Source organism: Rhodosalinus sp. FB01 (assembly GCF_041365715.1).
Taxonomy (GTDB): Bacteria; Pseudomonadota; Alphaproteobacteria; order Rhodobacterales; family Rhodobacteraceae; genus Rhodosalinus.
Genome location: NZ_JBGFSH010000007.1, coordinates 17,011 through 42,688, shown reverse-complemented (window position 1 = coordinate 42,688; position 25,678 = coordinate 17,011). Strand labels below are relative to the sequence as shown.

24 protein-coding genes are annotated in these 25,678 nt (G+C 69.8%); 12 read left to right on the top strand and 12 right to left on the bottom strand.

The features are described from left to right. Window positions 1-113: 113 nt before the first annotated feature. Complete coding sequence (gene gtdA, locus AB6A65_RS11485; protein ID WP_371038526.1) at window positions 114-1,154, bottom strand: gentisate 1,2-dioxygenase; 1,041 nt, start codon at window positions 1,152-1,154, stop codon at window positions 114-116. Next, window positions 1,154-3,865 (bottom strand): benzoate-CoA ligase family protein, encoded by a 2,712-nt coding sequence (locus tag AB6A65_RS11480; RefSeq protein ID WP_371038525.1) that lies wholly within the window; start codon window positions 3,863-3,865, stop codon window positions 1,154-1,156. Before AB6A65_RS11480 ends, gtdA begins: the two co-directional genes overlap by 1 nt. 79 nt (window positions 3,866-3,944) lie before the next feature. Between AB6A65_RS11480 and AB6A65_RS11475 the strand changes: the two genes are divergently transcribed. The 6 genes from AB6A65_RS11475 to AB6A65_RS11450 all read left to right on the top strand — a co-directional run bounded on the left by AB6A65_RS11475 (window position 3,945) and on the right by AB6A65_RS11450 (window position 9,542). Next, on the top strand, window positions 3,945-4,361 hold the full coding sequence (locus tag AB6A65_RS11475; RefSeq protein ID WP_371038524.1) for an acyl-CoA thioesterase: 417 nt from the start codon (window positions 3,945-3,947) through the stop codon (window positions 4,359-4,361). Continuing rightward, on the top strand, window positions 4,358-5,164 hold the full coding sequence (locus tag AB6A65_RS11470; RefSeq protein ID WP_371038523.1) for an IclR family transcriptional regulator: 807 nt from the start codon (window positions 4,358-4,360) through the stop codon (window positions 5,162-5,164). The genes AB6A65_RS11475 and AB6A65_RS11470 overlap by 4 nt, the downstream gene beginning before the upstream one ends. Window positions 5,165-5,254: 90 nt before the next feature. Next, the gene (locus tag AB6A65_RS11465; RefSeq protein WP_371038522.1) at window positions 5,255-5,785 is read left to right on the top strand and encodes a CoxG family protein; all 531 of its coding nucleotides are present in this window, start codon (window positions 5,255-5,257) and stop codon (window positions 5,783-5,785) included. 25 nt (window positions 5,786-5,810) lie between these two features. Next, window positions 5,811-6,296, top strand: a complete 486-nt coding sequence (locus AB6A65_RS11460; protein WP_371038521.1) for a (2Fe-2S)-binding protein — start codon at window positions 5,811-5,813, stop codon at window positions 6,294-6,296. A 76-nt stretch (window positions 6,297-6,372) separates the two neighbouring features. Further along, window positions 6,373-8,736 (top strand): xanthine dehydrogenase family protein molybdopterin-binding subunit, encoded by a 2,364-nt coding sequence (locus AB6A65_RS11455; RefSeq protein WP_371038520.1) that lies wholly within the window; start codon window positions 6,373-6,375, stop codon window positions 8,734-8,736. 17 nt (window positions 8,737-8,753) lie between these two features. Next, the gene (locus AB6A65_RS11450; protein ID WP_371038519.1) at window positions 8,754-9,542 is read left to right on the top strand and encodes a xanthine dehydrogenase family protein subunit M; all 789 of its coding nucleotides are present in this window, start codon (window positions 8,754-8,756) and stop codon (window positions 9,540-9,542) included. 4 nt (window positions 9,543-9,546) lie between these two features. On the opposite strand, the gene AB6A65_RS11445 is transcribed toward AB6A65_RS11450, so the two are convergent. After that, a complete protein-coding gene (locus AB6A65_RS11445) occupies window positions 9,547-10,452 on the bottom strand; it encodes a glucokinase (protein WP_371038518.1) in 906 nt (301 codons plus the stop codon). Between the two features lie 302 nt (window positions 10,453-10,754). Here AB6A65_RS11445 and uvrA point away from each other — a divergent pair, with 302 nt between their 5' ends. Continuing rightward, on the top strand, window positions 10,755-13,619 hold the full coding sequence (uvrA, locus tag AB6A65_RS11440; RefSeq protein ID WP_371038517.1) for an excinuclease ABC subunit UvrA: 2,865 nt from the start codon (window positions 10,755-10,757) through the stop codon (window positions 13,617-13,619). Between the two features lie 3 nt (window positions 13,620-13,622). Here uvrA and AB6A65_RS11435 read toward each other — a convergent pair whose 3' ends face one another. Next, window positions 13,623-13,760 (bottom strand): hypothetical protein, encoded by a 138-nt coding sequence (locus AB6A65_RS11435; RefSeq protein ID WP_371038516.1) that lies wholly within the window; start codon window positions 13,758-13,760, stop codon window positions 13,623-13,625. A 378-nt stretch (window positions 13,761-14,138) separates the two neighbouring features. Here AB6A65_RS11435 and AB6A65_RS11430 point away from each other — a divergent pair, with 378 nt between their 5' ends. Continuing rightward, window positions 14,139-15,050 (top strand): patatin-like phospholipase family protein, encoded by a 912-nt coding sequence (locus tag AB6A65_RS11430; RefSeq protein WP_371038515.1) that lies wholly within the window; start codon window positions 14,139-14,141, stop codon window positions 15,048-15,050. 42 nt (window positions 15,051-15,092) lie between these two features. Here the strand turns inward: AB6A65_RS11430 and AB6A65_RS11425 are convergent, their stop codons facing one another. From AB6A65_RS11425 to AB6A65_RS11400, 6 genes are all read right to left on the bottom strand, one after another. Next, window positions 15,093-15,311: a DUF2892 domain-containing protein gene (locus AB6A65_RS11425; RefSeq protein WP_371038514.1), complete on the bottom strand. Its 219-nt coding sequence runs from the start codon at window positions 15,309-15,311 to the stop codon at window positions 15,093-15,095. 92 nt (window positions 15,312-15,403) lie between these two features. Then, window positions 15,404-16,276 carry a 3-hydroxyisobutyrate dehydrogenase gene (mmsB, locus tag AB6A65_RS11420; RefSeq protein WP_371038512.1) on the bottom strand — a complete coding sequence of 291 codons (873 nt, stop codon included), beginning with the start codon at window positions 16,274-16,276 and terminating at the stop codon, window positions 15,404-15,406. After that, entirely contained in the window at window positions 16,273-17,322 is a 1,050-nt protein-coding gene (locus AB6A65_RS11415; RefSeq protein WP_371038511.1) for an enoyl-CoA hydratase/isomerase family protein, read from the bottom strand. The genes mmsB and AB6A65_RS11415 overlap by 4 nt, the downstream gene beginning before the upstream one ends. Then, entirely contained in the window at window positions 17,319-18,464 is a 1,146-nt protein-coding gene (locus AB6A65_RS11410) for an acyl-CoA dehydrogenase family protein (RefSeq protein ID WP_371038510.1), read from the bottom strand. The genes AB6A65_RS11415 and AB6A65_RS11410 overlap by 4 nt, the downstream gene beginning before the upstream one ends. Window positions 18,465-18,537: 73 nt before the next feature. After that, entirely contained in the window at window positions 18,538-19,665 is a 1,128-nt protein-coding gene (locus AB6A65_RS11405; protein ID WP_371038509.1) for a carboxylate-amine ligase, read from the bottom strand. A 94-nt stretch (window positions 19,666-19,759) separates the two neighbouring features. Then, window positions 19,760-21,262, bottom strand: coding sequence for a CoA-acylating methylmalonate-semialdehyde dehydrogenase (locus tag AB6A65_RS11400; protein WP_371038508.1), 1,503 nt, complete (start codon window positions 21,260-21,262; stop codon window positions 19,760-19,762). A gap of 93 nt (window positions 21,263-21,355) precedes the next feature. On the opposite strand from AB6A65_RS11400, the gene AB6A65_RS11395 reads away from it, so the two are divergent. The 3 genes from AB6A65_RS11395 to coaD all read left to right on the top strand — a co-directional run bounded on the left by AB6A65_RS11395 (window position 21,356) and on the right by coaD (window position 23,324). After that, on the top strand, window positions 21,356-22,258 hold the full coding sequence (locus tag AB6A65_RS11395; RefSeq protein WP_371038507.1) for a LysR family transcriptional regulator: 903 nt from the start codon (window positions 21,356-21,358) through the stop codon (window positions 22,256-22,258). A 59-nt stretch (window positions 22,259-22,317) separates the two neighbouring features. Continuing rightward, window positions 22,318-22,752, top strand: coding sequence for a CBS domain-containing protein (locus AB6A65_RS11390; RefSeq protein ID WP_371038506.1), 435 nt, complete (start codon window positions 22,318-22,320; stop codon window positions 22,750-22,752). Window positions 22,753-22,832: 80 nt separating this feature from the next. Next, a complete protein-coding gene (gene coaD / locus AB6A65_RS11385) occupies window positions 22,833-23,324 on the top strand; it encodes a pantetheine-phosphate adenylyltransferase (RefSeq protein ID WP_371038505.1) in 492 nt (163 codons plus the stop codon). A 3-nt stretch (window positions 23,325-23,327) separates the two neighbouring features. Here coaD and AB6A65_RS11380 read toward each other — a convergent pair whose 3' ends face one another. Both AB6A65_RS11380 and gap read right to left on the bottom strand, forming a co-directional pair. Further along, window positions 23,328-23,471, bottom strand: coding sequence for a hypothetical protein (locus tag AB6A65_RS11380; RefSeq protein WP_371038504.1), 144 nt, complete (start codon window positions 23,469-23,471; stop codon window positions 23,328-23,330). A gap of 13 nt (window positions 23,472-23,484) precedes the next feature. Beyond that, entirely contained in the window at window positions 23,485-24,489 is a 1,005-nt protein-coding gene (gene gap / locus AB6A65_RS11375; protein ID WP_371038503.1) for a type I glyceraldehyde-3-phosphate dehydrogenase, read from the bottom strand. 211 nt (window positions 24,490-24,700) lie between these two features. On the opposite strand from gap, the gene AB6A65_RS11370 reads away from it, so the two are divergent. Further along, on the top strand, window positions 24,701-25,675 hold the full coding sequence (locus tag AB6A65_RS11370) for a DUF808 domain-containing protein (protein WP_371038502.1): 975 nt from the start codon (window positions 24,701-24,703) through the stop codon (window positions 25,673-25,675). The last annotated feature ends 3 nt before the right edge of the window (window positions 25,676-25,678 follow it).

Here is a 25,678-nt window from a genome sequence, read left to right as displayed (position 1 = left end):
GGGTTTCGGGGGCGTGTTGCATGCATCCGGTTACCGGGCGCGGGCGCTATGGCGGCGCCGTCGCCGGCCGGGCCGGGCCGGGCGCCGCGACGGATCCAGGATGGGCGGCCGGCCTAGACGTTGCCCCGCCGCTCGCGCCAGAGGCCGAGCTTCTCCTGAACCGGACGGTCGGAGAAGGAGAAGAGCACCGCCTCCTCGGCCGCCTCGTGCACCACGGGCCACCACGCCGGCACGACAAAGATGTCCTTCGGGCCCCAGGCGATCTCCTCGTCGCCGATGCGGCTCTTGCCCCGCCCCTCGACGCAGGTGAAGACGGTCGCGTCGGTGGCGCGGTAGGGCGCCGTCGCGCCCGCGGGCAGAAGCTGGATGAAGGTGCCGATGGTGGGCATCGCCCAGCCGCCGTCGAGCGGGTTGGTGTAGCGCAGCTTCCAGCCGTGGCAGGGATCGTGCGGGTGGCTGCGCTTCATGGTCTCAAGCGTCGCGCGCGCCTCCTCGTAGGGGTAGTTGAAGATCGGAGAGACGATCCCGCCCCGCGGCGCGTCCACCGGCATCAGGTTGTGGCCGAACTCGGCGTAGCTCTGACCGGTCTCGCGGGTGATCTCCTGGCAGTCCTCGCCCAGCCCCTCGGCGAAGGAGGCGTCGAGGAACTGCACGAGCGGGATGTCGAGGCCGTCGAGCCAGAACATCGGCGCGTCGGTCTCGTTGCCGTGGTCGTGCCAGGCCATCTGCGGGGTGATGACGAAATCGCCCGGGCGCATCACCGTCTTCTCGCCGCTCACCGCCGTGTAGGCGCCCGTGCCTTCCAGCACGAAGCGCAGCGCGGATTGCGAGTGCCGGTGCGCGGGCGCCACCTCGCCCGGCAGGACGAGCTGCACACCCGCGTAGAGCGAGGTGGTCGTCTTGGACTGGCCGCGCAGCCCCGGGTTCTCGAGGATGAGCACCCGCCGCTCGGCCTCCTTGGCGGTGATGAGCCCGCCGGCCTCGATCATCGCGCTCCGGATCTCGTCGAAGCGCCAGCCGACCGGGCGGCAGTCGGATTTCGGCTCGGGGGTGACGAGGCCGCTCATCACCGTCCAGAGCGCGGTCATGTTCTGCTTGTCGATCTTCTCGTAGAAGGCGCGGCGTTCGGGGGTTTCCTCGGGCGACTGGTCCATCAGGCGGCTCCTTTCCGGGCTTGGGTGCGCAGCGCCTGCCGGTCGATCTTGCCGGTGCCCGTCTTGGGCAGCGCCGCGGCGAACTCCACGAGGCGCGGATACTTGTAGGGTTGCAGCCGCGCCTTCACGAAGTCCTGCAGCGCGGCGATGTCGGGGCGCGCGCCCGCCACCGGCGCGACGACGGCGCGAAGCGTGGTGCGCCCGTCGGGCAGGCGCTCGGCCAGCACGGCGCATTCATGCACCTCCGGGTGCTCGGCGAGACAGCGCTCCACCTCGAGCGGCCAGACCCACTGGCCCGACACCTTCACGAGGTCGTCGGCGCGGCCCTGGAAGTAGAAATGGCCGTCGCGCTCGACGAAGCGGTCGCCGGTGTGGATCCAGTCGCCGCGCATGGTCTCGCGGGTCTTGTCGGGCCGCTTCCAGTAGAGCGGCGCGGAGGAGTGCCCGCGCACCTCCATGACGCCTTCCTCGCCCGGCGCGGCCTCGCGGCCCCCGGGCGTCACCAGCCGGACCTCGTAGCCCGGCACCCGCGCGCCCGCGCTGCCGAGGCGGTGGTCGTCGTGGCGGTTCGAGAGGTAGATGTGCAGCATCTCGGTGGAGCCGAGCCCCTCGGTGGGCCCATGCCCGGCCAGCGCGCGCCAGCGGTCATAGACCTCGGCCGAAAGCGTCTCGGCCGCCGAGATGGAAAGGCGGAGCGAGGAGAGGTCGCGCGCCTCCACACCTTCGGCCCGGGCGAGCGCGGTGTAAAGCGTGGGCAGCCCGAAGAGGACGGTGGGCCGATGGCCCTCGATCGTGTCGAGCACCGCCTGCGGCTCGGGCCGCCCCGGCATCAGGACGCTCGTCGCGCCGGCGGCGAAGGGAAAGGTGACGGCGTTCCCGAAACCGTAGGCGAAGAACATCTTCGGCACCGAGAAGCAGACGTCGCCCGGCGCGAGGCCGAGGATGTGGCGGCCGTAGCTTTGCGCCGTGTAGGCCATGTCGTGGTGCAGGTGCACGATCCCCTTGGGCCGTCCGGTGCTGCCCGAGGAATACATCCAGAAGGCCATGTCGTCGGGGCCGGTCCCGGCGGGGGCGAGCGTGTCGGGCTGGCCCGCGAGGAAGGCGTCGGCGCCCTCCGGCCCGTCGCGGCCCACCACCACCAGCCGCTCCAGCGCGCTTCCGGCCCGCGCGGCCTCCGCCATCCCGGCGAGCGCGGCCTCGCAGACGGCGATCCGCGCGCCGGTGTCCTGCAGGAAATAGGACAGCAGGTCCTGCGTGGTCTGGGTGTTCAGCAGCACCGGCACGAATCCCGCGCGCACCGCCCCGAAGAAGGCGGCCACGTAGTCCGGACGGTCGTCGAGCAGCATCGGTATCCGGTCGCCCGGCGCGAGGCCCGCCGCGGTGAAGGCGTTGCCCCAGCGCGCGGCCTCGGCGGCGAGCTCTGCATAGGTGAGGCTGCCTGCCGGGCCCGTCACGGCGAGCTTCTCCGCGTTCGCCGGCAGGTTGTCCCAGAGGATGGTCGCGCAGTTCGGGTGCGCCGCCTTGTCGAACCCGATCTCGGCCGCGCCGGGCGCGTCGTCGGGGACCGGATCGAAAAGACGGCCCGCCTTCTCCGCCTCGTAGCGGGCCATGAAGCGGGGCGCGAGGCGGCGGAGCTTCTCGTCGTCCACGCGGCCCGAGCGCGTGATGTAGCTGCGCGCGAAGTCGAGGGGGCCGAGCGCCATGTGCCTGTCGAACGCCTCGTACCAGTCGGCGGAGGTGTTGGCGGCGTCCACGATCTTCTTCGCCACCGGCATCCGCGTCGCCTGCCAGTCGTCGAGCGCGGCGTCGAGCGTCGCGCCCGCTTCCAGCGCGGCGACGAGGGCGATCGCGTCCTCCATGGCGAGCCGCGTGCCCGAGCCGATGGAGAAATGCGCGGTATGCGCCGCGTCGCCGAGGATCACCCGGTTGCCCCGCGCCCAGCGGCGGCACCAGAGGCGCGGGAAGCGACGCCAGTGCGAGCGGTTGGTGAGAAGCGGCGCGCCCTCCAGCACCTCGGCGAAGATCTCGGCGCAGGCGGCGGCGCTCTCCGCCTCGGTCATCTCGCCGAAGCCGTGGGCGGCGAAGCTCTCGGGCGTCGCCTCGACGATGAAGGTGCTCATCTCGGGCGCGTAGCGGTAGTGATGGGCGTTGAGCGCGCCTTTTTCCGTGCGCAGGAAGCTTTGCGTCAGCGTGTCGAAGGCGCGCGGCGCGCCGAACCAGGCGAAGCGGTTTTCCAGGTGGGAGAGCGTCTCGCCGAAGCCTTGCGGGTCGGACTGCCGCACCAGCGAGTTGAGCCCGTCCGCGCCCACAACGAGGTCGGCGTCGAGTTCGTCGACCGCGCCCAGCTCGTGGCCGAAGCGAAGCGCCACGCCTTCGGCCTCCGCGCGCTGCGTGAGAAGCTCGATGAGCTCGAGCCTCCCGATCGCCGAGAAGCCCACCCCGTCCAGCACCACGCGCCCCTCGGGTTGGTCGAGCGTCATGTCGCGCCAGGTCTCCATGCGCGGGGTGACGAGATCGTGGGTGTCGGGGTCGTCGGCGCGCAGGAACTCCAGCGCACGGTCCGAGAAGACCACGCCGAATCCGAACGTCGCGCCGCGCGGATTGCGTTCGGTCACCCGCACAGCGACGTCGCCGAGGCGGCGGCGTGCGAGGATGGCCGTGTAAAGCCCCGCCGGCCCGCCGCCCAGCACCTCGATGCGGCCGATGCGCATGGATCTCCTCCCGGTCGTCTCGACTTCTCCCGCCGGGCAGGATAGGCTGATTTCCACAGGCCGCAAGGATTTTCGCAGGATGGAAAACACTCCTCCCGACCACTCCCTCTCCGTCGGCGTCAGCTTCGGCGACTGCGACCCGGCGGGGATCGTCTTCTACCCCAATTTCTTTCGCTGGTTCGATCGCTGCTTTCACCATTTCCTCGCCGCGCGGGCGGGCGGGCACGCCGAGCTTTGCGCGCGGCTGGGCGCCCTGGGCGTGGGGCTTATGGACGTGCAGGCGCAGTTCCGCGCGCCGGTGCGCGAGAACTGCACGCTGACGCTCGATTTGCGCGTGCGCGAATGGCGGGGCCGGGCGCTGCGGCTCGGTTACGAGGGGCATGTCGGCGACACGCTTTGCGTGACGGGCGAGGAAGTGCGCGGGCTTTTCGTGATGCGGGAGGGGCGCATGGCGGCCGGCGAGATGGCGCCGCTGCGCGCCGCGCTGGGGCTGTGAGCGGCGCGGCGCGTCCGGGCGGGGTGCAGGCGCTCGACGCCGCGCTCGGGCTTTTGGCGGCGCTCGCCGCGCGGGGCGGGCCCGTGTCGCTGACCGAACTCGCGCGGGCGTGCGGGATGCCGGCCAGCAAGGCGCACCGCTACCTCGCCTCCTTCCAGGCCGCGGGGCTGGTGGCGCAGGCCGGGCGATCGGGGAAGTATGACCTCGGGCCGGGCGCGGCGGCGCTCGGCGTGGCGGCCATGGCGCGCCACGACATGGTGAACCGCGCCGCCGACGGCCTGCCCGAACTCTGCGCCGAGACGGGCATGACGGCGCTTCTGTCGGTCTGGGGCAGCGAGGGCGCGACGGTCGTGCGCTGGGAGCGCGCGGCCGCGCCGCTCGTCACCTCCATGGGGCTGGGCACGGCGCTGCCGCTTCTGACCTCGGCCACGGGGCGCGTTTTCCTCGCATGGGCGCCAGAGGCGGTCACCGCGGCGCAGCTCGATGCAGAGCTGTCGCGGGCGCGCGCCAATCCCGGGATCCTCGGCGAGCTCGACCCGACCCGCGCCGGGACGACGGCGCTCGCGGCCCGGATCCGTGCCCGGGGCCACGCCACGGTGGACGGGCGCTACATCCCCGGCCTCGTGGCCGTGGCGGCGCCGGTGCTCGACTGGCAGGACGAGGTTCAGGCGGCGGTGACGCTTGTCGGCACCGACCCCGCCGCCATCGGGCCCGACGGCGCGCCGGTGGCACGGCTTCAGGCGTTCTGCCACGCGCTTTCCGTGCGCGCGCCGTGCTGCGGCGCAGCGGAGGAAAAGGGCTGACGCGACACGCGAAACTGCGCTACGACTCGCAACGGAAGAAAACGTTCCGCGCCTGCGCGCGAAAGCGTGCGACCAGGGAGAACGCGACGCATGGAAATGACGGGAACCCGGGAGATCCGGGCCGATCGCGCGACGGTGTGGGCGGCGCTGCTGTCGCCCGAGGTCCTCAGGGAATGCGTGCCGGGCTGTCAGGAACTCACCGGCTCGCCGGAAGAGGGCTTTCACGCCACGGTCGTGCAGAAGGTCGGCCCGGTGAAGGCCACCTTCAAGGGCACGGTCACGCTGTCGGAGATGAACGAGCCCGACAGCCTGCATCTCGCGGGCGAGGGCAAGGGCGGCGCGGCGGGGTTCGCCAAGGGCGGGGCCGACGTGTCGCTCGAGGACTGCGAGGAGGGCACGCGGCTGTCCTACAACGTGGAGGCCAAGGTGGGTGGCAAGCTCGCGCAGCTCGGCTCCCGCGTGATCGACGGTTTCGCGAAGAAGATGGCGGACCAGTTCTTCACCCGCTTCCAGGAGGCGGTGGAAGGCCCCGCCGAAGAGGAAGAGGCCCCCGAGGCGCCCGAGACCGGCGCCAAGAAGGGCTGGTTCAAGCGACTCGTGAAGGGTGGCGCCGGCGCGTAGGCGCGCGCGCGAAAGGGAGGACGACATGACGCAAGTGACGATGACGGTGAACGGCGAGGCGGTTTCCGCCGAGGTCGAGGGCCGCACGCTTCTGGTGGAGGCGCTGCGCGACCAGCTCGGGCTCACCGGAACCCATGTGGGCTGCGACACCTCGCAATGCGGGGCCTGCGTGGTGCATGTGAACGGCAAGGACGTGAAGGCCTGCGCCATGTTCGCCTGGGAGGCCGAGGGCGCCGAGATCACGACCATCGAGGGCATGGCGAACCCCGACGGATCGCTTTCGGTCATCCAGCAGGCGTTCCAGGATCATCACGGTCTTCAGTGCGGCTTCTGCACGCCGGGCATGGTGATGACGGCCGCGGCGCTGCTCAAGGAGACCCCGAAGCCCAGCGAGGCGGAGATCCGCGACTACCTCGAGGGCAACATCTGCCGCTGCACGGGCTATCACAACATCGTCAAGGCGATCATGGCGGCCTCGGGCCAGGATGCAGAGGCCATCGCGGCGGAATGAGCGCCGCCAGAACGCAACATCCGGCGGCCCCGTGCGAGAGGAGACGCGCGCCCGCCGCGAAGGAGGAGTGAAAGAGATGCCAAAGGATCACGGGATCGGCGCGCCGATGAAGCGCCGCGAGGATGTCCGCTTTCTCACCGGGGCCGGAAACTACACCGACGACATCAACCTGTCGCGTCAGCTTTACGTGCACTTCCTTCGCTCGGACGTGGCGCATGGCCGGATCAACGGGATCGACACCGAGGAGGCGTCGAAGATGCCCGGCGTGGTGCGGATCTTCACCGGCAAGGATTTCGAGGGCGTGGGCGGGCTGCCCTGCGGCTGGCAGGTGACCGACCGCCACGGCGAGCCCATGCAGGAGCCCGCGCATCCCGTTCTGGCCCAGGGCAAGGTGCGCCATGTGGGCGACCCGATCGCCGCCGTCGTGGCCGAGACGCGGGAGCAGGCGCGCGACGCCGCCGAGGCGATCGCCGTCGACATCGAGGAACTGCCCGCCGTCGTGGACATGAAGGCGGCGCTGCAGGACGGCGCGCCCAGGGTGCACGACGACCTGACGAGCAATCTCTGCTATGACTGGGGCTTCGTCGAGGACAACAAGGCCGCAGTGGACGAGGCGATCCGCAACGCCCACCACGTCACCACGCTGGAACTCGTCAACCAGCGCCTTGCGCCCAACGCGATGGAGCCGCGGGTGGCCGTGGGCGACTATCAGCGCGCGAACGACGAGTCGACGCTCTACACCACCAGCCAGAATCCCCACGTGATCCGGCTGCTGATGGGCGCCTTCGTGCTGGGCATCCCCGAGCACAAGCTGCGCGTCGTGGCCCCCGACGTGGGCGGCGGGTTCGGCTCGAAGATCTTCCACTACGCCGAGGAAGCCTTCGTCACCTTCGCCGCGCGGCAGCTCAACCGCCCGGTGAAATGGACGGCCTCGCGCTCGGAGGCGTTCCTGTCGGACGCGCAGGGCCGCGATCACGTCACCAAGATCGAGCTCGCCCTCGACGCGGACAACAATTTCACCGCGATCCGCACCGAAACCTACGCGAACATGGGGGCCTATCTGTCGACCTGCGCGCCCTCGGTGCCGACATGGCTGCACGGCACGCTGATGGCGGGCAACTACAAGACGCCCAACATCTACGTGAACGTGAAGGCGGTGTTCACCAACACGGTGCCGGTGGACGCCTACCGCGGGGCCGGCCGGCCCGAGGCGACGTTCCAGCTGGAGCGCGTGATCGACAAGGCCGCGCGCGAGCTTGGCGTGGACCCGATGGCGCTTCGCCGGCAGAACTTCGTCACCGAATTCCCCTACGCCACGCCCGTGGCGGTGGAATACGACACCGGCGATTATCCGGCGCTCGTCGACAAGCTGGAGGAAATCGCCGATTTCGGCGGGTTCGAGGCACGGCGCAAGGAATCGGAGGCGCGCGGCAAGCTGCGGGGCCTCGGCGTCAATTGCTACATCGAGGCCTGCGGCATCGCGCCCTCGAACCTGGTGGGCCAGCTCGGCGCGCGCGCGGGGCTTTACGACGCGGCCACCGTGCGCGTGAACGCGACCGGCTCGATCAGCGTGATGGTGGGCGCGCACTCCCACGGCCAGGGCCACGAGACGGCGTTCCCGCAGGTCGTGGCCGACATGCTTGGCATCGACGAGTCGATGGTCGATATCGTGCATGGCGACACCTCCAAGATCCCCTTCGGCATGGGCACCTACGGCTCGCGCAGCCTCGCGGTCTGCGGCTCGGCCATGGTGCGGGCGACCGAGAAGATCATCGCCAAGGCCAAGAAGATCGCCGCGCACCTGATGGAGGCGTCGGACGCCGACATCGAGCTCAAGGACGGCAAGTTCACCGTGGCGGGCACCGACAAGTCGGTCGCCTGGGGCGACGTGACGCTTGCCGCCTACGTGCCCCACAACTATCCGCTCACCGAGATCGAGCCGGGGCTCGAGGAGACGTCGTTCTACGATCCCTCGAACTTCACCTATCCGGCGGGGGCCTATGCCTGCGAGGTCGAGGTGGACCCGGACACCGGCAAGGTGACGATCGAACGCTTCTCCGCGGCGGACGATTTCGGCAATGTCATCAATCCGATGATCGTGGACGGCCAGGTGCATGGCGGCATCGGGCAGGGCATCGGGCAGGCGCTTCTCGAAAGCTGCGCCTACGACGAGAACGGGCAACTCGTGTCGGCCTCCTACATGGACTACGCGATGCCGCGCGCCGACGACGTGCCGTTCTACAGCGTGGACCACTCGGTCCAGACGCCCTGCACCCACAACCCGCTCGGCGTGAAGGGCTGCGGCGAGGCGGGCGCGATCGGCTCGCCGCCCACCATCGTGAACGCGGTGATCGATGCGCTGCACTCGGGCGGCCACAAGGTGGATCACATCGACATGCCGCTGACGCCCTCGCGCGTCTGGACGGCGATGCAAGGCTGAAGAGGGAGGGACCCCACATGTACAGTTTCGATTTCGTGAAGCCCTCCAGCGTGGCGGAGGCCGTGGCCGCCCTCGCCGAGGAAGAGGCCCAGCCGCTCGGCGGCGGGCAGACGCTGATCCCGACGCTGAAGCAGCGCCTCGCCATGCCCTCGAAGCTCGTGAGCCTTGCGGGCATCGACGAGATGCGCGGCATCTGCCGCGACGACGACGGGCGCATCTGCATCGGCGCGTCCACGACCCACGCCGAGATCGCCGAAGGGGCGGGCGACTATCCCGCGCTGGCCAGGCTCGCCGCGAACATCGGCGATCCCGCGGTGCGCAACCGCGGCACCATAGGCGGCAGTCTTGCCAACAACGACCCCTCCGCCTGCTACCCGGCGGCGGCGCTCGGGTCCGGCGCGACGATCATCACCGACAGGCGCGAGATCGCGGCGGACGACTACTTCCAGGGCATGTTCGCCACCGCGCTCGAGGAGGGTGAGATCATCACCGAGGCCCGCTTCCCGGTGCCGGAGAAGGCCGATTACCAGAAATTCGAGCAGCCGGCCTCGCGCTTCGCGCTGGTCGGCGTCTTCGTGGCGAAATACGCCGATGGCGTGCGCGTCGCGGTGACCGGTGCCAGCGAAGAGGGCGTCTTCCGCTGGACCGAGGCCGAGGCGGCGCTCTCGTCGGATTTCACGGCGGAGGCGGTGGCGGGGCTCTCGGTTCCGGCCGACGGGATGATCGGCGACCTTCACGGCTCTCCCGAGTATCGCGCGCACCTGGTGAGCGTGATGACGAAGCGCGCCGTGGCCGCCGCCGGCTGAGGCGTCAGGCGCGGCCCGCCATCAGGGCCGCGCATCCCGCCAGCGCCGCGGTATCCGCCGCCACGAGGTGCACCGGCGTGTCGGCCAGAAGCGGCGCGGTCGCGAAGGCCGCGCGCAGCCCTTCGCCCAGTTCCGGCGCGAGGGCGCGGGCGACGCTGCCGGCGAGCGCGACGCCCCCGGTTGCGAGGAAGGCGAGCCCCCATCCCTGCGCCACTCGGCCCGCGATGCGGGCGTAAAGGTCCACCGCCGCGCGTGCCGCCGGATCGCCCGCGCGCAGGCGCTCGGGCACGTCCCGGGGCGCGACCGGCTGGCCGCCGTGGAACGCGAAGAGCCGCGCAAGCCCGGCGCCCGACAGGGCATCCTCGATCCGCCCCGCCGTGCCCTCGCGGTGCAGGTAATGCCTCAGCGCCAGCGTCTCGTCGTCGAAGGCGGGCAGGGCGGCCTGGCCGGCCTCGGCCGGCGGCACCGTGCCGCAGGGCAGCCGCGCGGCGAGGTTGACGCCCGTGCCGAGCCCGATCACGAGCCGCGCCTCCCCCGGCCTTTCCCGCCCGGAACGCAGCCGGGGCATCTCCTGCGCGGTGAGGTGGTCGAGCGCGTGGGCCTGCGCCTGCAGGTCGTTGAGCAGCGTCACCGCCTCCAGCCCGAGCCCGCGCGCAAGGCGCGCCGCCTCGACCCGCCAGCCGCGGTTCGTCATGTCGCAGGCGCCGTCGCGGACCGGCCCCGCAAGGGCAAGGCAGGCAGCCCGCGGCCGGGGCCGCCCCGCGAGATAGGCGCCAAGCAGCGCCTCGGCGTCGGGATGCTCCGCGCAGGGCCAGGTGGCGATCGTGTCGGCCAGCACCGCTCCGGCCCGCGCCAGCGCCATGCGCGCGGTGGTGCCACCGATATCGGCCACGAGCGTGGGCGCGTCCATCCTGGTCTCCGGCTAGGGTGACGCCGAGGGATAAGCGCAGGCGACGCCGCCGGCAAGCCTGCGGCGCCGTGGCGGCCCGCGACAGGGCGCGCGCGTGGATCGACGCCGCGGGGATACGGCGCGCCTGCTCGCCTGCGTGGCTCTCGGGGGCGTGAATGAGCGCGATATCGCCGCGTCTGGCGCCACGCGGCGCAGCCCGAGCCATGCGAACCGCCGTGGTTCACATTTTGTTCGCACTTTTCGGTTGGCCCTGCCTGCGCGCTCGACTATCTCTTCGCTATTCGAGCCAAAGGGGGGCGGACATGGCCGAACAGAAGTTCATCGAGGTCCGCGGCGCGCGCGAACACAATCTGAAGGGCATCGACGTCGAGATCCCGCGCGACAGGCTGGTGGTCATCACCGGCCTGAGCGGGTCAGGCAAGTCGAGCCTCGCCTTCGACACGATCTATGCCGAGGGGCAGCGACGCTATGTCGAATCGCTGTCGGCCTACGCGCGGCAGTTCCTCGACATGATGGAAAAGCCCGACGTGGACCATATCGCGGGCCTCAGCCCCGCGATCTCCATCGAGCAGAAGACGACGAGCAAGAACCCGCGCTCCACCGTCGGCACCGTCACCGAGATCTACGACTATCTCCGCCTGCTTTTCGCGCGTGCCGGCACGCCCTACAGCCCCGCCACGGGCCTGCCGATCGAGGCGCAGCAGGTGCAGGACATGGTGGACCGCGTGATGGCGATGGAGGAGGGCACCCGCGCCTACCTGCTCGCCCCCATCGTGCGCGACCGGAAGGGCGAATACCGCAAGGAGATGCTGGAGCTCCGCAAGCAGGGCTTCCAGCGGGTGAAGGTGGACGGGCAGTTCCACGAGCTCGACGACCCGCCCGCGCTCGACAAGAAGTTCCGCCACGACATCGACGTCGTCGTGGACCGCATCGTCGTGCGCGAGGGGATGGAGACGCGGCTCGCCGACAGTTTCCGCACCGCGCTCGACCTGGCCAATGGCATCGCCATCCTCGAGACCGCGCCAAGCGAGGACGAGGGCGAGCCCGAGCGCATCACCTTCTCGGAGAATTTCGCCTGTCCCGTTTCGGGCTTCACCATCCCCGAGATCGAGCCGCGGCTCTTCTCGTTCAACGCGCCCTTCGGGGCCTGCCCGGATTGCGGCGGCCTGGGCGCGGAGCTCTTCTTCGATCCCAACCTCGTGGTGCCGGACACCACATTGCGCATCTCCGACGGGGCGCTCGCGCCGTGGCGCAAGGGCAAGTCGCCCTATTTCCTGCAGACCATCGAGGCGATCGCGCGCCATTACGAGTTCGACCGGAACGCCCGCTGGAAGGATCTGCCGGCGCATGTGCAGCAGGTCTTCCTTTACGGCTCGGGCGACGAGGAGATCCTCTTTCGCTACGACGAGGGCGGGCGCGTCTACCAGGTGAGCCGCAGCTTCGAAGGGGTGATCCCCAACATGGAGCGGCGCTACCGCGAGACGGATTCGGCCTGGGTGCGGGAGGAGTTCGAACGCTACCAGAACAACCGGCCCTGCGGCACCTGCCACGGGCACCGGCTGCGCCCCGAGGCGCTCGCCGTGAAGATCGGCGGGCTGCACATCGGCCACGTGGTCGAGAAGTCGATCCGGGACGCGCTGGCCTGGGTGGACACCGCGCCCGAGCAACTGAGCCGGCAGAAGAACGAAATCGCCCGCGCGATCCTGAAGGAGATCCGCGAGCGGCTCGGGTTTCTCAACAATGTGGGGCTGGAATACCTGACGCTCAGCCGGAACGCCGGAACGCTTTCGGGCGGAGAGAGCCAGCGCATCCGCCTTGCCTCCCAGATCGGGTCGGGTCTGACGGGCGTGCTCTACGTGCTCGACGAGCCCTCGATCGGCTTGCACCAGCGCGACAACGACCGGCTGCTCGGCACGCTCAAGAACCTGCGCGACCAGGGCAACACCGTGATCGTGGTCGAGCACGACGAGGAGGCGATCCGCGAGGCCGACTACGTCTTCGACATCGGCCCCGGTGCGGGCGTCCATGGCGGGCAGGTCGTGGCCCGCGGCACACCCGAGGAGATTGCCGCCGATCCGGCATCGCTCACCGGGCAGTATCTGTCCGGCAAGCGCGAGATCGCGGTGCCCGCGATCCGCCGGGAGGGCAACGGCAAGCAGCTGACCGTGGTGAAGGCATCGGGCAACAACCTCAAGGACGTGACGGTCGATCTTCCGCTGGGCAAGTTCGTCTGCGTCACCGGCGTGTCGGGCGGGGGCAAGTCCACCCTCACCGTCGAGACGTTGTTCAAGACAGCCTCGATGCGCCTGAACGGCGCGCGGCAGACCCCGGCCCCCTGCGAGACGATTCGCGGGCTCGAGCATCTCGACAAGGTGATCGACATCGACCAGCGCCCCATCGGGCGCACGCCGCGCTCGAACCCGGCGACTTATACGGGGGCCTTCACGCCGATCCGCGACTGGTTCGCGGGCCTGCCGGAGGCCAAGGCGCGCGGCTACAAGCCGGGGCGGTTCAGCTTCAACGTCAAGGGCGGGCGGTGCGAGGCCTGCCAGGGCGACGGCGTCATCAAGATCGAGATGCACTTCCTGCCCGATGTCTACGTCACCTGCGAGACCTGCAAGGGCGCGCGCTACAATCGGGAGACGCTGGAAATCCGCTTCAAAGGCAAGAGTATAGCGGACGTTCTTGATATGACGGTGGAAGACGCGCAGGAGTTCTTCAAGGCGGTGCCCGCGATCCGCGAGAAGATGGACGCGCTGGTGCGCGTGGGGCTGGGCTACATCCGGGTCGGCCAGCAGGCGACGACGCTGTCGGGCGGCGAGGCGCAGCGGGTGAAGCTGTCGCGGGAACTGGCCAAGCGCGCCACCGGGCGCACGCTCTACATCCTGGACGAACCGACCACCGGGCTTCATTTCGAGGACGTGAAAAAACTGCTGGAAGTGCTTCACCAGCTCGTGGAAAGTGGCAACACCGTCGTGGTGATCGAGCACAATCTCGACGTCATCAAGACCGCCGACCACATCATCGACATCGGCCCCGAGGGCGGCGACGGCGGTGGCGAGATCGTGGCCGAGGGCACGCCCGAGGACGTCGCGCGTGTCGAGCGCAGCCACACCGGTCAATACCTGCGTCCGATGCTGGACGCGAAGAAGGTCGCGGCGGAGTAGAGCTCAGTCGTGCAGGGCGGCCACCGCGCCGATCACGTCCAGCACCTCGCGCGTGTCCCGGTCCACAAGGAAGATGTGGCCGCCGACGCGAAAGTATGTCCTGGCGGCGTCCAGCCCGTAGGCGAGTTGCCGCCCGATCACGGAATAGTCGCGCAGGATCCGGTCGCCGCCGCCGTAGGGCGCGTTCTTCGCCAGCCCGGGCGGAGGGCGCAGGGCGGACTCTTCCTCGCGAGCCCGGGCGGGTCATTCTTGAGTTGGCCGGCCGCGGGCGCGGCCGGCAGAGCCGCCGCCAGGGCGAGTGACGTCGGGAAGGCAAGACGGTCCCTCATGCCCGACGCCTCGCATGTCGGACAGATGTCCGGAAGGGGCCTCCGCCCCATTGGCGAAAGGCCGCCGCCGCGTTCCCCGGAAACGCCGGGGCCCGAGTCGCGCGGCGGTTTTCACGGCCCCGCGCCTCGACAGCCCGGGGCCGGCGGGGCACAAGGGCGCCTGCTGACGAAAGAGGTTGGGGCGGTTCGCATGAGTGATGGCAAGAAGCGCAAGTTGGGCCTGGCGCTCGGCTCCGGCGGGGCGCGGGGCTGGTGCCATATCGGCGTCATCCGCGCGCTCGAGGAGATCGGCGTGCGCCCCGACGTGGTGGCGGGCTGTTCGATGGGGGCGGTCGTCGGCGCGGCCTGGGCATCGGGAAAGCTCGACGCGCTGGAGGAGTTCGCGCGGCAGATGAGCCGGACGCGTTTCCTGTCCTACTTCGACCTCGGGCTTGCGCGTGGCGGGCTGGTGCAGGGGCGCTCGGTGATGGAGGCGCTGGAACGCATGGGCGTGCCCGACGATTTCGCGGCGCTCGACCGGCGCCTCATCGCGGTGGCCACGGACATGAGCACCGGGCGCGAGATCTGGTTGCAGGAGGGCCCGCTTCTGGAGGCGCTGCGCGCATCCTTCGCGATCCCCGGGCTCTTCGCGCCCTATCACCTGGACGGCCGGTGGCTGATCGACGGGGGGATCGTCAACCCGGTGCCGTCCTCCGCCTGCCGCGCGCTCGGGGCGGACGTGACCATCGCGGTCAACCCGAACGGGCGCGACGACGGGCGCTTCTGGTCGCCCGAGGGGGACGCGGCGGATCTGGTGGAGGGGGCCGGCGGGACGGGTCTGCTCGCGCATCTTCCGCCCGCGATCCGCGACCTCTGGGACCGGAGTGACGGCGAACCGAAGCCGCCCAACTATTTCGAGGTGGTCGCGGCGGCGATCGACATCTTGTCGGAACACGTGCACATGTCGCGCCGGGCCAGCGATCCGCCGCATCTTGCGCTGGCGGTAGATCTGCAGCACCTCACCTTCATCGAACTCTACCGCGCGCAAGAAGCCATCGACGCGGGCCACGAGGCCGTGATGCGCTCGCGGGACGACCTCGAAAAGCTTCTCGAGAAGGTTTGACGCGCGTCGGGCCGGGTCAAGCCCGGCCCGGCCCGGGTCTTGTCAGTCGGTCTTGCAGGTCTTGATGCCGAAGATCGAGTAGGCGGGGCAGCTGCCCATCAGCGCGGTCGCGAGCGGTACGATCCCGATGAGATAGAGCCAGCGATACCCGGCATCCGGGTTCAGGAAGAACGCCGCAATGAGTGCGGCCCCGATGACGAGCCGCAGCACGCGGTCGATGGTGCCCATGTTCTTGGCGAGCATGTTGTCCGGTCCTTTCATCTCTTGCGCCCCGGCCGGGGCGCCTGTGAAAAGCATGCGGGATTCGGCATCCGTCGCGCCTTGATATGGCTCAAATGCGCCTTTCGTCGCGATCAGGTTCGGCCGCGCCGTTCGAAGCGGGGCAGCATCGCCGAGAAGTCGCGCCCCGCGCCATCCTCGTCTTCCACGAAACGGGCATAGAGCGTGCAGGCGGCCTGCCCGATGGGCGTGTCGGCATCCGCGGTCTCTGCCGCCTGCATGGCCAGCCGCAGGTCCTTCAGCATGAGATCGGCGGCGAAGCCGGGCTGGTAGGCGTTGTCCGCCGGGCTCGTCGGGCCCACGCCCGGGGCGGGGCAATAGGTGTTCATGGACCAGCTCTGCCCCGAGGAGGTGGAGACGACGTCGAACATGGCCTGCCGGTCGAGGCCGAGCTTGTCGGCCAGCGCGAAGGCCTCGCAGGTGACGATCATCGTCGCGCCGAGAATCATGTTGTTGCAGATCTTCGCCGCCTGGCCGTTTCCGGCGGGGCCGCAATGCACGGCCTTGCGCCCCATCGTTTCGAAAAGCGGCTTCGCCGTCTCGAAGCCGGCCGCGTCGCCGCCGACCATGAAGGTGAGCGTGCCGGCCTCCGCGCCACCCACGCCGCCCGAGACGGGCGCGTCGAGGGCGGGTAGCCCCGCCGCCTGCGCCTCCGCCGCCACGGCGCGGGCGCTGTCCACGTCGACCGTGGAGCAGTCGAGAAACACGGCGCCCGGCGCCATGGCTGGAATGATCTCCACCGCGACCTTCCGCAGGATCTCGCCGTTGGGCAGCATGGTGATCACGACCTCCGCGCCCGTTGCGGCCTCGGCCGCGCTCGCGGCCATGCTCACGCCGGGGATGTCCACCTGCGCCGTGTCGAAGCCCGTGACCTCGTGGCCCGCCTTCGCGAGATTGGCCGCCATCGGCGCGCCCATGTTGCCGAGACCGATGAATCCGATCTTCATGCCCTGTCCTCCTCCCCGAATGTCAGCCTGTCCTCCCCGAGCGGCATGAGCATCTGCGTCACCGCGAGCTGCGGCAGCGCGTCCCTCTCGTGGCTCCAGCGCGGAGACTTGTCCTTGTCGATGATGGCCGCGCGGATGCCTTCCAGGAAGTCGCCCTTCTCCATGGCGCGGAAGGTGAAGCGATACTCCTGCTCGAGCGCGCGGCGGATCTCCGCGGCCGGCCCGCGCAGGCGGTGGATCATCTCCACCGTGCAGCCCATGGAAAGCGGGCACTGCCGTGCGAGGGTGGAAAGCGTCTCCTCGGCGAAGGCGCCCGGCTCCGCGCGGAGCGAGCGCAGGATGTCCCCCAGCGTCTCGCCCGCGAAATGCCGGTCGATCGCGGGGGCGAGGGCGGCGAGGCGCCCCTCGGGCGGCGCGGTCGCGGCTTCGTCCACCGCAGATGGATCGCCCGTCTCTTCCAGTCGCACAGTGAGCGCGGGCCAGGCGGCCTCGGGCACGAAATGGTCGGCGAAGCCTGCGAGGATCGCGTCGGCGGGCCCCATGCGCGCGCCGGTGGTGCCCAGATACTCGCCGAGCCGGCCGGGCGCACGGGCGAGGATGAGCGAGCCGCCCACGTCCGGCACGAGACCGATGCCGCATTCCGGCATGGCCATCTGCGAGCTTTCGCCGACGACGCGGTGCGAGCCGTGGCAGCCGACGCCCACGCCGCCGCCCATGGTGTAGCCCTGCATCAGGCTCACCACCGGTTTCGGGAACTCGAAGAGCCGCGCGTTCATGCGGTATTCGTCGCGCCAGAAGCGCCGGCCGTAGCCGTAATCGCCGTTCTGTCCGGTCTCGTACATCTCGGCGATGTCGCCGCCCGCGCAGAACGCCTTGTCGCCTTCGGCGTCGATCACGAGGAGCGCGACCTCGGGGTCGTCCGCCCAGTCCTTGAGGGCCGCGTCGATCTCGAGGCACATCGCGTAAGAGAGCGCGTTGAGCGCCTTGGGTCGCGCGAGGGTGATCCGCCCCGCGCGGCCCGTCTTGCGGATCGAGATCCCGCTCACGCCCGCGCCTCCAGCATCTTGCGGGCGACGATCAGGCGCATGATCTCGTTCGTGCCCTCGAGGATCTGGTGGACGCGCAGGTCGCGCACGATCTTCTCGATCCCGTAATCGGCGAGGTATCCGTAGCCGCCATGCAGTTGCAGGCACTGGTTGGCGACGTCGAAGGCCGCATCGGTGACCTGGAGCTTCGCCATGGCGCAGAACTTCGTGGCGTCCGGATCCTTGCGGTCGAGCTTCCACGCCGCCTGCCGCAGGAAGGTGCGCGCCGATTGCAGTTTCACTTCCATCTCGGCAAGACGGAACTGGAGCGCCTGGAAGCGGTCCAGCGTCTGCCCGAACGCCTTGCGCTCGCCCATGTAGGCAAGCGTCGCGTCGAGCGCGGCCTGCGCGCCGCCGAGCGCCGAGGCCGCGATGTTGAGCCGCCCGCCGTCGAGCCCGGCCATGGCGTAGGAAAACCCGCGCCCCTCTTCGCCCAGCAGGTTCTCGTGGGGCACGCGGCAGTCGTCGAACTGGACCTGCGCGGTGGGCTGGGCGCGCCAGCCCATCTTGTCCTCGAGCCCGCCGAAGGAAAGCCCGGGCGTGCCGTCCTCGACGATGACGGCCGAGATGCCCTTCGGGCCCTCCTCTCCGGTGCGGCACATGACGATGTAGGCGTCCGAGTAGGAGCCGCCCGAGATGAAGGCCTTCGTGCCGGTGAGCGCGTAACCCTCGTTCGTGCGCGCGGCCTTCGTCCGCAGCGCCGCCGCGTCCGAGCCAGAGCCGGGTTCCGTGAGGCAATAGGAGAACACCGTTCGCATGGCGCAGGCGTCCGGCAGCCAACGGTCGCGCGCCGCGTCGGACCCGTAGGCGTCGATCATGCCGCCACACATGTTGTGGATCGACAGGAAGGCCGAGACCGAGGGGCAGGCCATGGCGAGCGCCTCGAAGACCAGCGAGGCGTCGAGGCGCGACAGGCCCGAGCCGCCGTGGTCCTCGCCCACGTAGATCCCCGCGAGCCCGAGTTCGGCCACCTGCGGCCAGATCTCGCGCGGGATGGTGCCCGCCTTCTCCCAGTCGAGCGCGTGGGGGGCGATCGCGTCCTGCCCGAAGGCATGCGCCACGTCGAAGATCGCCTGCTGCTCCTCGCTCAGCGCGAAATCCATGCGGTTCCTCCCTCTGCCCGCCGGAATTGAACGGGCGTTTAGTGGCCGATCCTTGCAGGAGTTTTGCAACCCCTCAGAGGTCGGCGTGATATTCCTCGATCAGGTGCGCGACCACCGCGCGCATCTGCGCCTCGCCGTCGCCGCCCGCCGCCTGCGCCGCGGCCGCCGCGGCGCGCTGGCGCGAGGCGGACACGCCGCCCGCCACGATCTCGCGGGCGCGTTCGACCTCCGTCAGGCAGCCCAGCGCCGCCGCGTCCTCCTCCACCAGCTCGATCATCTCGTCGAGAAGGGTCCGGAACGGCTTTATCTCGCCCGCGCCGAAATCGATCAGCCCCTCGGTGATGCCGTAGCGCTGTGCGCGCCAGCGGTTCTCCTCGATGAGGAAGCGATCGTAGACACGCCAGCGCTGGTTGCGGGTGCGCAGCCGCCAGAGCATCCGTGCGAGCGACTGGAAAAGCGCAGCGATCGAGAGCGCGTGCTCCATCCGGGGCTGCACGTCGCAGATGCGGGCCTCGAGCGTGGGGAAGCGCGCCGAGGGGCGCAGGTCCCACCAGATCTTCGAGGCGTCCTCGATGATCCCGAGATCGACCAGCGCATCCACCGAGCGCCGGTAATCCTCCCACGCATCGAGCTGGGGTGGCAGGCCGGTCCGCGGCAGGTTGTCGAAGACGGTGAGCCGGTAGGAGGCAAGCCCGGTGTCCTCGCCCTGCCAGAAGGGCGAGGAGGCCGACAGCGCGAGCAGATGGGGCAGGAAGTAGGACAGCTGCCGCATCAGGTCGGCGCGCAGCGCGTCGCAGCCCAGTCCGACATGAACGTGCATCCCGCTGATCAGGAGGCGGCGAACGACGCCGGCCAGGTCGCGGTGCAGGTCGTTGTAGCGCTGCTTGTCGGTGTGGTTCTGCGCGCGCCAGTGCGCGAGCGGATGGCAGGACACCGCGATCGGCGCGAGCCCGTAACGGTCCGCCACCCGCGCCACCGTTGCGCGCAGCCGCCTGAGATCCTCGCGCGCCTCTCCGACATCGGCGCAGACCCGGGTACCGATCTCGATCTGGCACTGCAGGAATTCCGGGCTCACCTGGTTGGCGAGCTCGGCCGCGCAGTCGTCCATCAGAGCTGCGGGCGTCTCCGACAGGGCGAGCGTGTCCTGCCGGACGAGGAGGTATTCCTCCTCGATGCCGAGCGTGAAGGCGGGATCGGACATGGACGCTCCTCCGGACGGCCGCGAATTTCCATCCGAAAATTCGCGGCCGGGCCACGCGCGGCAAGCAAAAACTTTCCGGACGAAAAGTTTTCGCTCAGTCCATCGCCTTGAAGTGGAACTCGCCGCCCTCCTTCAGGCCGCTCGGCCAGCGCGCCGTCACGGTCTTCGTGCGGGTGTAGAACTTGAACGCATCCGGGCCGTGCTGGTTCAGATCGCCGAAGCCCGATTTCTTCCAGCCGCCGAAGGTGTGGTAGGCCAGCGGCACCGGGATCGGGACGTTCACGCCGACCATGCCGATGTTGATGCGGTTGGCGAAGTCGCGGGCGGTGTCGCCGTCGCGGGTGAAGATCGCCGTGCCGTTGCCGTATTCGTGGTCCATGGCGAGCTTCAGCGCCTCCTCGTAGGAGCCCGCCCGCACCGTGGAGAGCACGGGGCCGAAGATCTCCTGGCGGTAGATGTCCATCTCGGGCGTCACCCTGTCGAAGAGGTGCGGGCCGACGAAGAAGCCGTCCTCGTAGCCCTGGAGCTGGAAATCCCGCCCGTCCACGACGAGCTCGGCGCCCTGTTCGACGCCCGACTCCACGAGGCCGAGGATGCGTTGCTTCGCCTCGGCGGTGACGACGGGGCCGTAATCGACGTCGGCGCCGGCGGTATAGGGACCGACCTTGAGCTTCTCGATCCGGGGCACCAGCTTCTCGACCAGCCGGTCGGCGGTCTCCTCGCCCACGGGCACGGCGACCGAGATCGCCATGCAGCGCTCGCCCGCCGCGCCGTAGCCCGCGCCCACCAGCGCGTCGGCGGCCTGGTCCATGTCGGCGTCGGGCATCACGATCATGTGGTTCTTGGCGCCGCCGAAGCACTGCACGCGCTTGCCGTTCGCGCAGCCGCGCCCGTAGATGTATTCGGCGATCGGGGTCGAGCCGACGAAACCCACCGACTGGATCGACGGGTGGTCGAGGATGGCGTCCACCGCCTCCTTGTCACCGTTCACGACCTGCAGGATGCCCTTGGGCGCGCCGGCCTCTTCCATCAGCTCGGCCAGCATGAGCGGCACCGAGGGGTCGCGTTCGGACGGCTTCAGGATGAAGGCGTTGCCGCAGGCGAGCGCGGGCGCGAACATCCACATCGGGATCATGGCCGGGAAGTTGAACGGCGTGATCCCCGCGGTGACGCCGAGGGGCTGGCGCATCGAATACATGTCGATGCCCGGTCCCGCGCTGTCGGTGAACTCGCCCTTCAGAAGCTCGGGCGCGCCGATGCAGTATTCCACCACCTCGAGGCCGCGCTGCACGTCGCCCTTGGCGTCGGGCAGCGTCTTGCCGTGCTCGCGGGAGAGCGCCTCGGCGAGCTTGTCCATGTCGCGGTTGAGCAGGTGAACGAACTTCATCAGCACCCGCGCGCGGCGCTGCGGGTTGGTGGCGGCCCATCCGGGCTGCGCCTGCTCCGCGATCTCCACGGCCTTCGCCAGCACGTCGGGCGAGGCCAGCGGGCAGCGCGCCTGCACCTCTCCGGTGGCGGGATTGTAGATGTCTGAGAAGCGGCCGGACGCGCCGGGAACATGCGCGCCGCCGATGTAGTGAGTCAAGTCCTGGGTCATTGGGTCCTCCATCCTTCGCCGACATGTTAGCCTTGCAGGAATGCCCGCAAAAGAGGCAAGATGACAAAAGCGTGTTGCGGGAATGCAGGTGCGATGGACCTCAACTGGGACGATATCCGCGTCTTTCTGGCCGTGGCGCGTGCCGAAAGCCTGAGCGGCGCGGCGCAGCGCCTGCGGCTCGACCCCGCGACCGCCGGCCGCCGCATCGCGCGGCTCGAGCAGGCGATGGGTGCGCCGCTCTTCGCCAAGTCGCCGCAAGGCTATGCGATGACCGAGGCCGGGCAGCGTCTTCTCTCGCACGCCGAGCGGGCGGAATCGGCGATGGTCGAGGGGGCGGAGGCGCTTTCGGGGCGGGCCGGGGGGCTCTCGGGCCAGATCCGGGTCGGGGCGCCGGACGGCTGCGCGAACTACCTTCTTCCGCAGGTGTGCCGCGACATCGCCGCGGCGAACCCGGATCTCGACATCCAGATCGTGGCGCTGCCGCGGGTGGTGAACCTGTCCCGCCGCGAGGCCGACATCGCCGTGGCGGTGAGCGCGCCCGTCGCCGGGCGGCTCGTGGTGCAGAAGATCACCGACTACCGTCTCTCGCTCGCGGGCGCGCGGGATTATCTGCGGGGCCATGCGCCGATCCGGGGCGTCGCGGATCTCGGAGGGCACCGGATCGTGGGCTACATCCCCGACATGATCTTCGACCGGGAACTCGACTACCTTTCAGAGATCGGGGTCGAGCGGGTCCAGCTCGCCTCGAATTCCGTGGCGGTGCAGGTGCAGTGCGTGCGCCAGGGCGGGGGGCTCGGCATCCTGCACGACTTCGCGCTGCCCTTCGCGCCGGGGGTGAGGCGGGTGCTGCCGGACGAGGTCCGCCTGACGCGGAGCTTCTACCTGCTGCGCCACGCCGACGACCGCCGGCTGGAGCGTCTGAACCGCTTCGCCTCGGCGCTCGCCGACGGGCTGCGGGCCGAGGTCGCGCGGCTCGAGGCGATCGCGGCCGCTTGACAGGGCGGGGCGTTTGCGCGGACGCTTGACGCTAGGTTATCCATTGCGGAGGGGTCGTCATGCAGGTTCGCAACATTCTGAAACTGAAGGGCGATGCGGGGGTGGTCACCGTGCAGCCCGACGCGACGCTCATGGCGGCGGCGGGCATCCTTGCCGAGCGCGGCATCGGCTCGGTTGTCGTTTCCCACGACGGGGCGCGGGCCGAAGGCATCCTGTCGGAGCGCGACATCGTCCGCCAGATCGCCGTGCGCGGGCCGGACTGCCTGTCGGAGCGGGTCGGGACCTGCATGACCGCGCGCGTCGTCACCTGCGCGCTCGACGACAGCGCCGACGATGTGCTGGGCAAGATGACGGAGGGGCGCTTCCGGCACATGCCCGTGCTGCAGGAGGGCCGGATGGTCGGGATCGTCACCATCGGCGACGTCGTCAAGGCGCGCCTGACCGAGCTTTCGATGGAGAAGGACGCGCTTCAGGGCATGATCATGGGTTACTGAGCGCGACGCGCCGCCCCTTGCATTTCGTCTCCGCGTGGGTTTGCTTCGGGCGCGGGCAGCACGCGGACGGGGACAGGGACATGCGCATCGGGCTTTATCCGGGGACCTTCGACCCGATCACCTTCGGTCACATGGACATCATTCGCCGCGCCTGCGCGCTGGTCGACCGCCTTGTGATCGGGGTGGCCATCAACCGGGACAAGGGGCCTCTTTTCGATCTCGAGACCCGGGTGGACATGATCGAGCGGGAATGCGCGGGGCTTGTCGAGGAAACCGGGACGGAAATCGTCGCCCATCCGTTCGAGAACCTGCTGATCGACTGCGCGAACGATGTCGGCGCCACGCTGATCGTGCGCGGACTGCGCGCGGTCAGCGACTTCGAATACGAGTTCCAGATGGTGGGCATGAACCGTGCCCTCGACGACCGCGTCGAGACCGTGTTCCTGATGGCCGAGGCGCGCCACCAGGCCATCGCGTCCAAGCTCGTCAAGGAGATCGCCCGGCTGGGCGGAGACACCACGCGGTTCGTGTCCCCCGCCGTGAGCGAGGCGCTCCGGGAACGCTTCGCCTGACGCTCAGCGCCAGAAGGCGAGCCAGTCCAGCAGGTCCAGGAACCTCTGCATCAGAAAGACGAGCGCCGCGCCGCCGTTCCAGACCTGGTCCGCTGCAACGGCGCCCAGGACGAGCACGGCGAGAACGAGCGCGGCCCCGTTGCTCATCGCCGCCGTCCCGTCAGACCGAGAGCCGGCCCATCACCGCGGCCACGTCCGCCATGCGCGCGGAAAAGCCCCATTCGTTGTCGTACCAGGCCAGCACGCGCACCAGGCGCCGGCCCACGACCTTCGTCTGGTCGGGCGCGAAGATCGACGACGCGGTGGTGTGGTTGAAGTCGACCGACACCTTGGGTTCGGGATCGTAGGCGAGCACCGCGCCCATGTGGCCCGCGGCGGCCCGGGCGGCGATCTCGTTCACCTCCTCTTCCGTCACGTCGCGCGCCGCCTCGAAGGTGAGATCCACCGCCGAGACATTCGGCGTGGGCACCCGCATCGCGGTCCCGTCGAGCCGCCCGGCGAGATCGGGCAGCACCTCGCCCAGCGCCTTCGCCGCGCCGGTGGAGGTCGGGATCATGGCGAGCGCCGCGGCGCGGGCGCGGTAGAGATCCTTGTGGCGCCGGTCGAGCGTCGGCTGGTCGCCGGTGTAGGAATGGATCGTCGTCATCACGCCCCGCTCGATCCCGATCGCCTCATGCAGCACCTTGGCCAGCGGCGCCAGGCAGTTGGTGGTGCAGGACCCGTTCGAGATCATCCGCTCCTCCGCCCGGAGATCGCGGTGGTTGACGCCGAAGACCACCGTCCGGTCCACGTTCTTCGCCGGCGCGGAGATCAGCACCTTCTTCGCGCCGCGCTCCAGGTGGACGCGCGACGTCTCGCCGTCGTTGAACTGCCCGGTGCACTCCAGCACCACGTCCACGCCCTCCCAGTCGAGATCGGAGGGATCGTAGGTGGAGAACACCTTCATCGGGCCGCGCCCCACATCCATCGTGTCGCCCTCGACCCGGACCTCCTGGCCGAAGCGGCCGTGCACGCTGTCGTAGCGCAGCAGATGGGCGTTCGTCTCGATCGGGCCGGTCGCGTTGATCTTCACCACCTCGACGTCGTTGCGCGCGGCTTCGACGATATGCGCGAGCGTGCAGCGTCCGATGCGGCCGAATCCGTTGATCCCGAGCGTGACGGTCATGGTCCCCTCCTGCGTGGCGATTGCGCGCCTCATAGCCCCGCGGCGGCGGCACGGCAAAGGAAACCGGCCTTTCATGTCGCGGTGTTAGCGATAAAAGTTGCCGCGCCCGGTGTGATTGCGCTAACGGACCGGGTGGCGCGCCGGCGTGCCGTCGGGTATCCCTCGGTCTGTCACGCGCAAGGCGTGGCGACCGGGTGGAAGGAACAGGGGCATGGCTGGCGGTCTTCTCGCATTGCTCGACGATGTCGCGGCGCTCACCAAGGTGGCGGCAGCCTCGCTCGACGATGTCGCGGGGCAGGCGGTCAAGGCCGGCTCCAAGGCGATGGGCGCGGTGATCGACGACGCCGCGGTGACGCCGAAATACATGCGCGGCTTTCACCCCTCGCGCGAGCTTCCGATCGTCTGGCGCATCACCAAGGGCTCTCTGCGCAACAAGCTCCTCATCCTGCTGCCGGCGGGGCTGCTGCTGTCGGCCTTCGCGCCCTGGCTCATAGCGCCACTTCTGATGCTGGGCGGCTTCTACCTGTGCTTCGAAGGCGCGGAGAAGGTTGCGCACGCCGTCGCGCCCCACGCGGTGGAGCATGCCGCGAGGGCCCACGAGACGGTGGATCCCGCCCATCTCGAGGAAAAGAAGGCGAAGGGCGCGATCAAGACGGATTTCATCCTGTCGGCCGAGATCATGACCATCGCGCTCGCCGCGATCCCCGAGAGCGCCTTCTGGATGGAGGCGGCCACCCTCGCGCTCATCGCCGTGGGCATCACCGCGCTCGTCTACGGGGCGGTGGCGCTCATCGTGAAGGCCGACGACATGGGCCTCGCCATGGCCAAGCATGGCCGGCTCGGCCTGACCCGCGCGGCGGGGCGGGGGATCGTGAAGGGGATGCCGGGCTTTCTCAAGGCGCTGATGGTGGTGGGCACGGCCGCGATGCTCTGGGTGGGCGGCTCCATCGTGGTGCACAGCCTGGAGGAGATGGGCGTGGCCGGGCCCGCGCATCTCATCCATGCCGTCGCCGCGGCCGTGGCGCATCCGCTGCCCGACGGGCTGCACGCCGCCGGCGAGTGGGGTGTGACCGCGCTCATCGACGGCGTGCTGGGTCTTGGCATCGGCCTTGCGCTCATCCCCGTCGTGGCGCGCGTCGTCGAGCCGCTCTTCGGGCTCTTCGGCGGCGCCGGGGCCGGGGAGTGACGC

Excerpts from the sequence above, each read along its gene's own strand:
- gtdA (WP_371038526.1), bottom strand. The coding sequence starts at position 1,154 with ATGGACCAGTCGCCCGAGGAAACCCCCGAACGCCGCGCCTTCTACGAG.
- AB6A65_RS11480 (WP_371038525.1), bottom strand. The coding sequence starts at position 3,865 with ATGCGCATCGGCCGCATCGAGGTGCTGGGCGGCGGGCCGGCGGGGCTT.
- AB6A65_RS11475 (WP_371038524.1), top strand. The coding sequence starts at position 3,945 with ATGGAAAACACTCCTCCCGACCACTCCCTCTCCGTCGGCGTCAGCTTC.
- AB6A65_RS11465 (WP_371038522.1), top strand. The coding sequence starts at position 5,255 with ATGGAAATGACGGGAACCCGGGAGATCCGGGCCGATCGCGCGACGGTG.
- AB6A65_RS11460 (WP_371038521.1), top strand. The coding sequence starts at position 5,811 with ATGACGCAAGTGACGATGACGGTGAACGGCGAGGCGGTTTCCGCCGAG.
- AB6A65_RS11455 (WP_371038520.1), top strand. The coding sequence starts at position 6,373 with ATGCCAAAGGATCACGGGATCGGCGCGCCGATGAAGCGCCGCGAGGAT.
- AB6A65_RS11450 (WP_371038519.1), top strand. The coding sequence starts at position 8,754 with ATGTACAGTTTCGATTTCGTGAAGCCCTCCAGCGTGGCGGAGGCCGTG.
- AB6A65_RS11445 (WP_371038518.1), bottom strand. The coding sequence starts at position 10,452 with ATGGACGCGCCCACGCTCGTGGCCGATATCGGTGGCACCACCGCGCGC.
- uvrA (WP_371038517.1), top strand. The coding sequence starts at position 10,755 with ATGGCCGAACAGAAGTTCATCGAGGTCCGCGGCGCGCGCGAACACAAT.
- AB6A65_RS11430 (WP_371038515.1), top strand. The coding sequence starts at position 14,139 with ATGAGTGATGGCAAGAAGCGCAAGTTGGGCCTGGCGCTCGGCTCCGGC.
- AB6A65_RS11425 (WP_371038514.1), bottom strand. The coding sequence starts at position 15,311 with ATGAAAGGACCGGACAACATGCTCGCCAAGAACATGGGCACCATCGAC.
- mmsB (WP_371038512.1), bottom strand. The coding sequence starts at position 16,276 with ATGAAGATCGGATTCATCGGTCTCGGCAACATGGGCGCGCCGATGGCG.
- AB6A65_RS11410 (WP_371038510.1), bottom strand. The coding sequence starts at position 18,464 with ATGGATTTCGCGCTGAGCGAGGAGCAGCAGGCGATCTTCGACGTGGCG.
- AB6A65_RS11405 (WP_371038509.1), bottom strand. The coding sequence starts at position 19,665 with ATGTCCGATCCCGCCTTCACGCTCGGCATCGAGGAGGAATACCTCCTC.
- AB6A65_RS11400 (WP_371038508.1), bottom strand. The coding sequence starts at position 21,262 with ATGACCCAGGACTTGACTCACTACATCGGCGGCGCGCATGTTCCCGGC.
- AB6A65_RS11395 (WP_371038507.1), top strand. The coding sequence starts at position 21,356 with ATGGACCTCAACTGGGACGATATCCGCGTCTTTCTGGCCGTGGCGCGT.
- AB6A65_RS11390 (WP_371038506.1), top strand. The coding sequence starts at position 22,318 with ATGCAGGTTCGCAACATTCTGAAACTGAAGGGCGATGCGGGGGTGGTC.
- coaD (WP_371038505.1), top strand. The coding sequence starts at position 22,833 with ATGCGCATCGGGCTTTATCCGGGGACCTTCGACCCGATCACCTTCGGT.
- AB6A65_RS11380 (WP_371038504.1), bottom strand. The coding sequence starts at position 23,471 with ATGAGCAACGGGGCCGCGCTCGTTCTCGCCGTGCTCGTCCTGGGCGCC.
- gap (WP_371038503.1), bottom strand. The coding sequence starts at position 24,489 with ATGACCGTCACGCTCGGGATCAACGGATTCGGCCGCATCGGACGCTGC.
- AB6A65_RS11370 (WP_371038502.1), top strand. The coding sequence starts at position 24,701 with ATGGCTGGCGGTCTTCTCGCATTGCTCGACGATGTCGCGGCGCTCACC.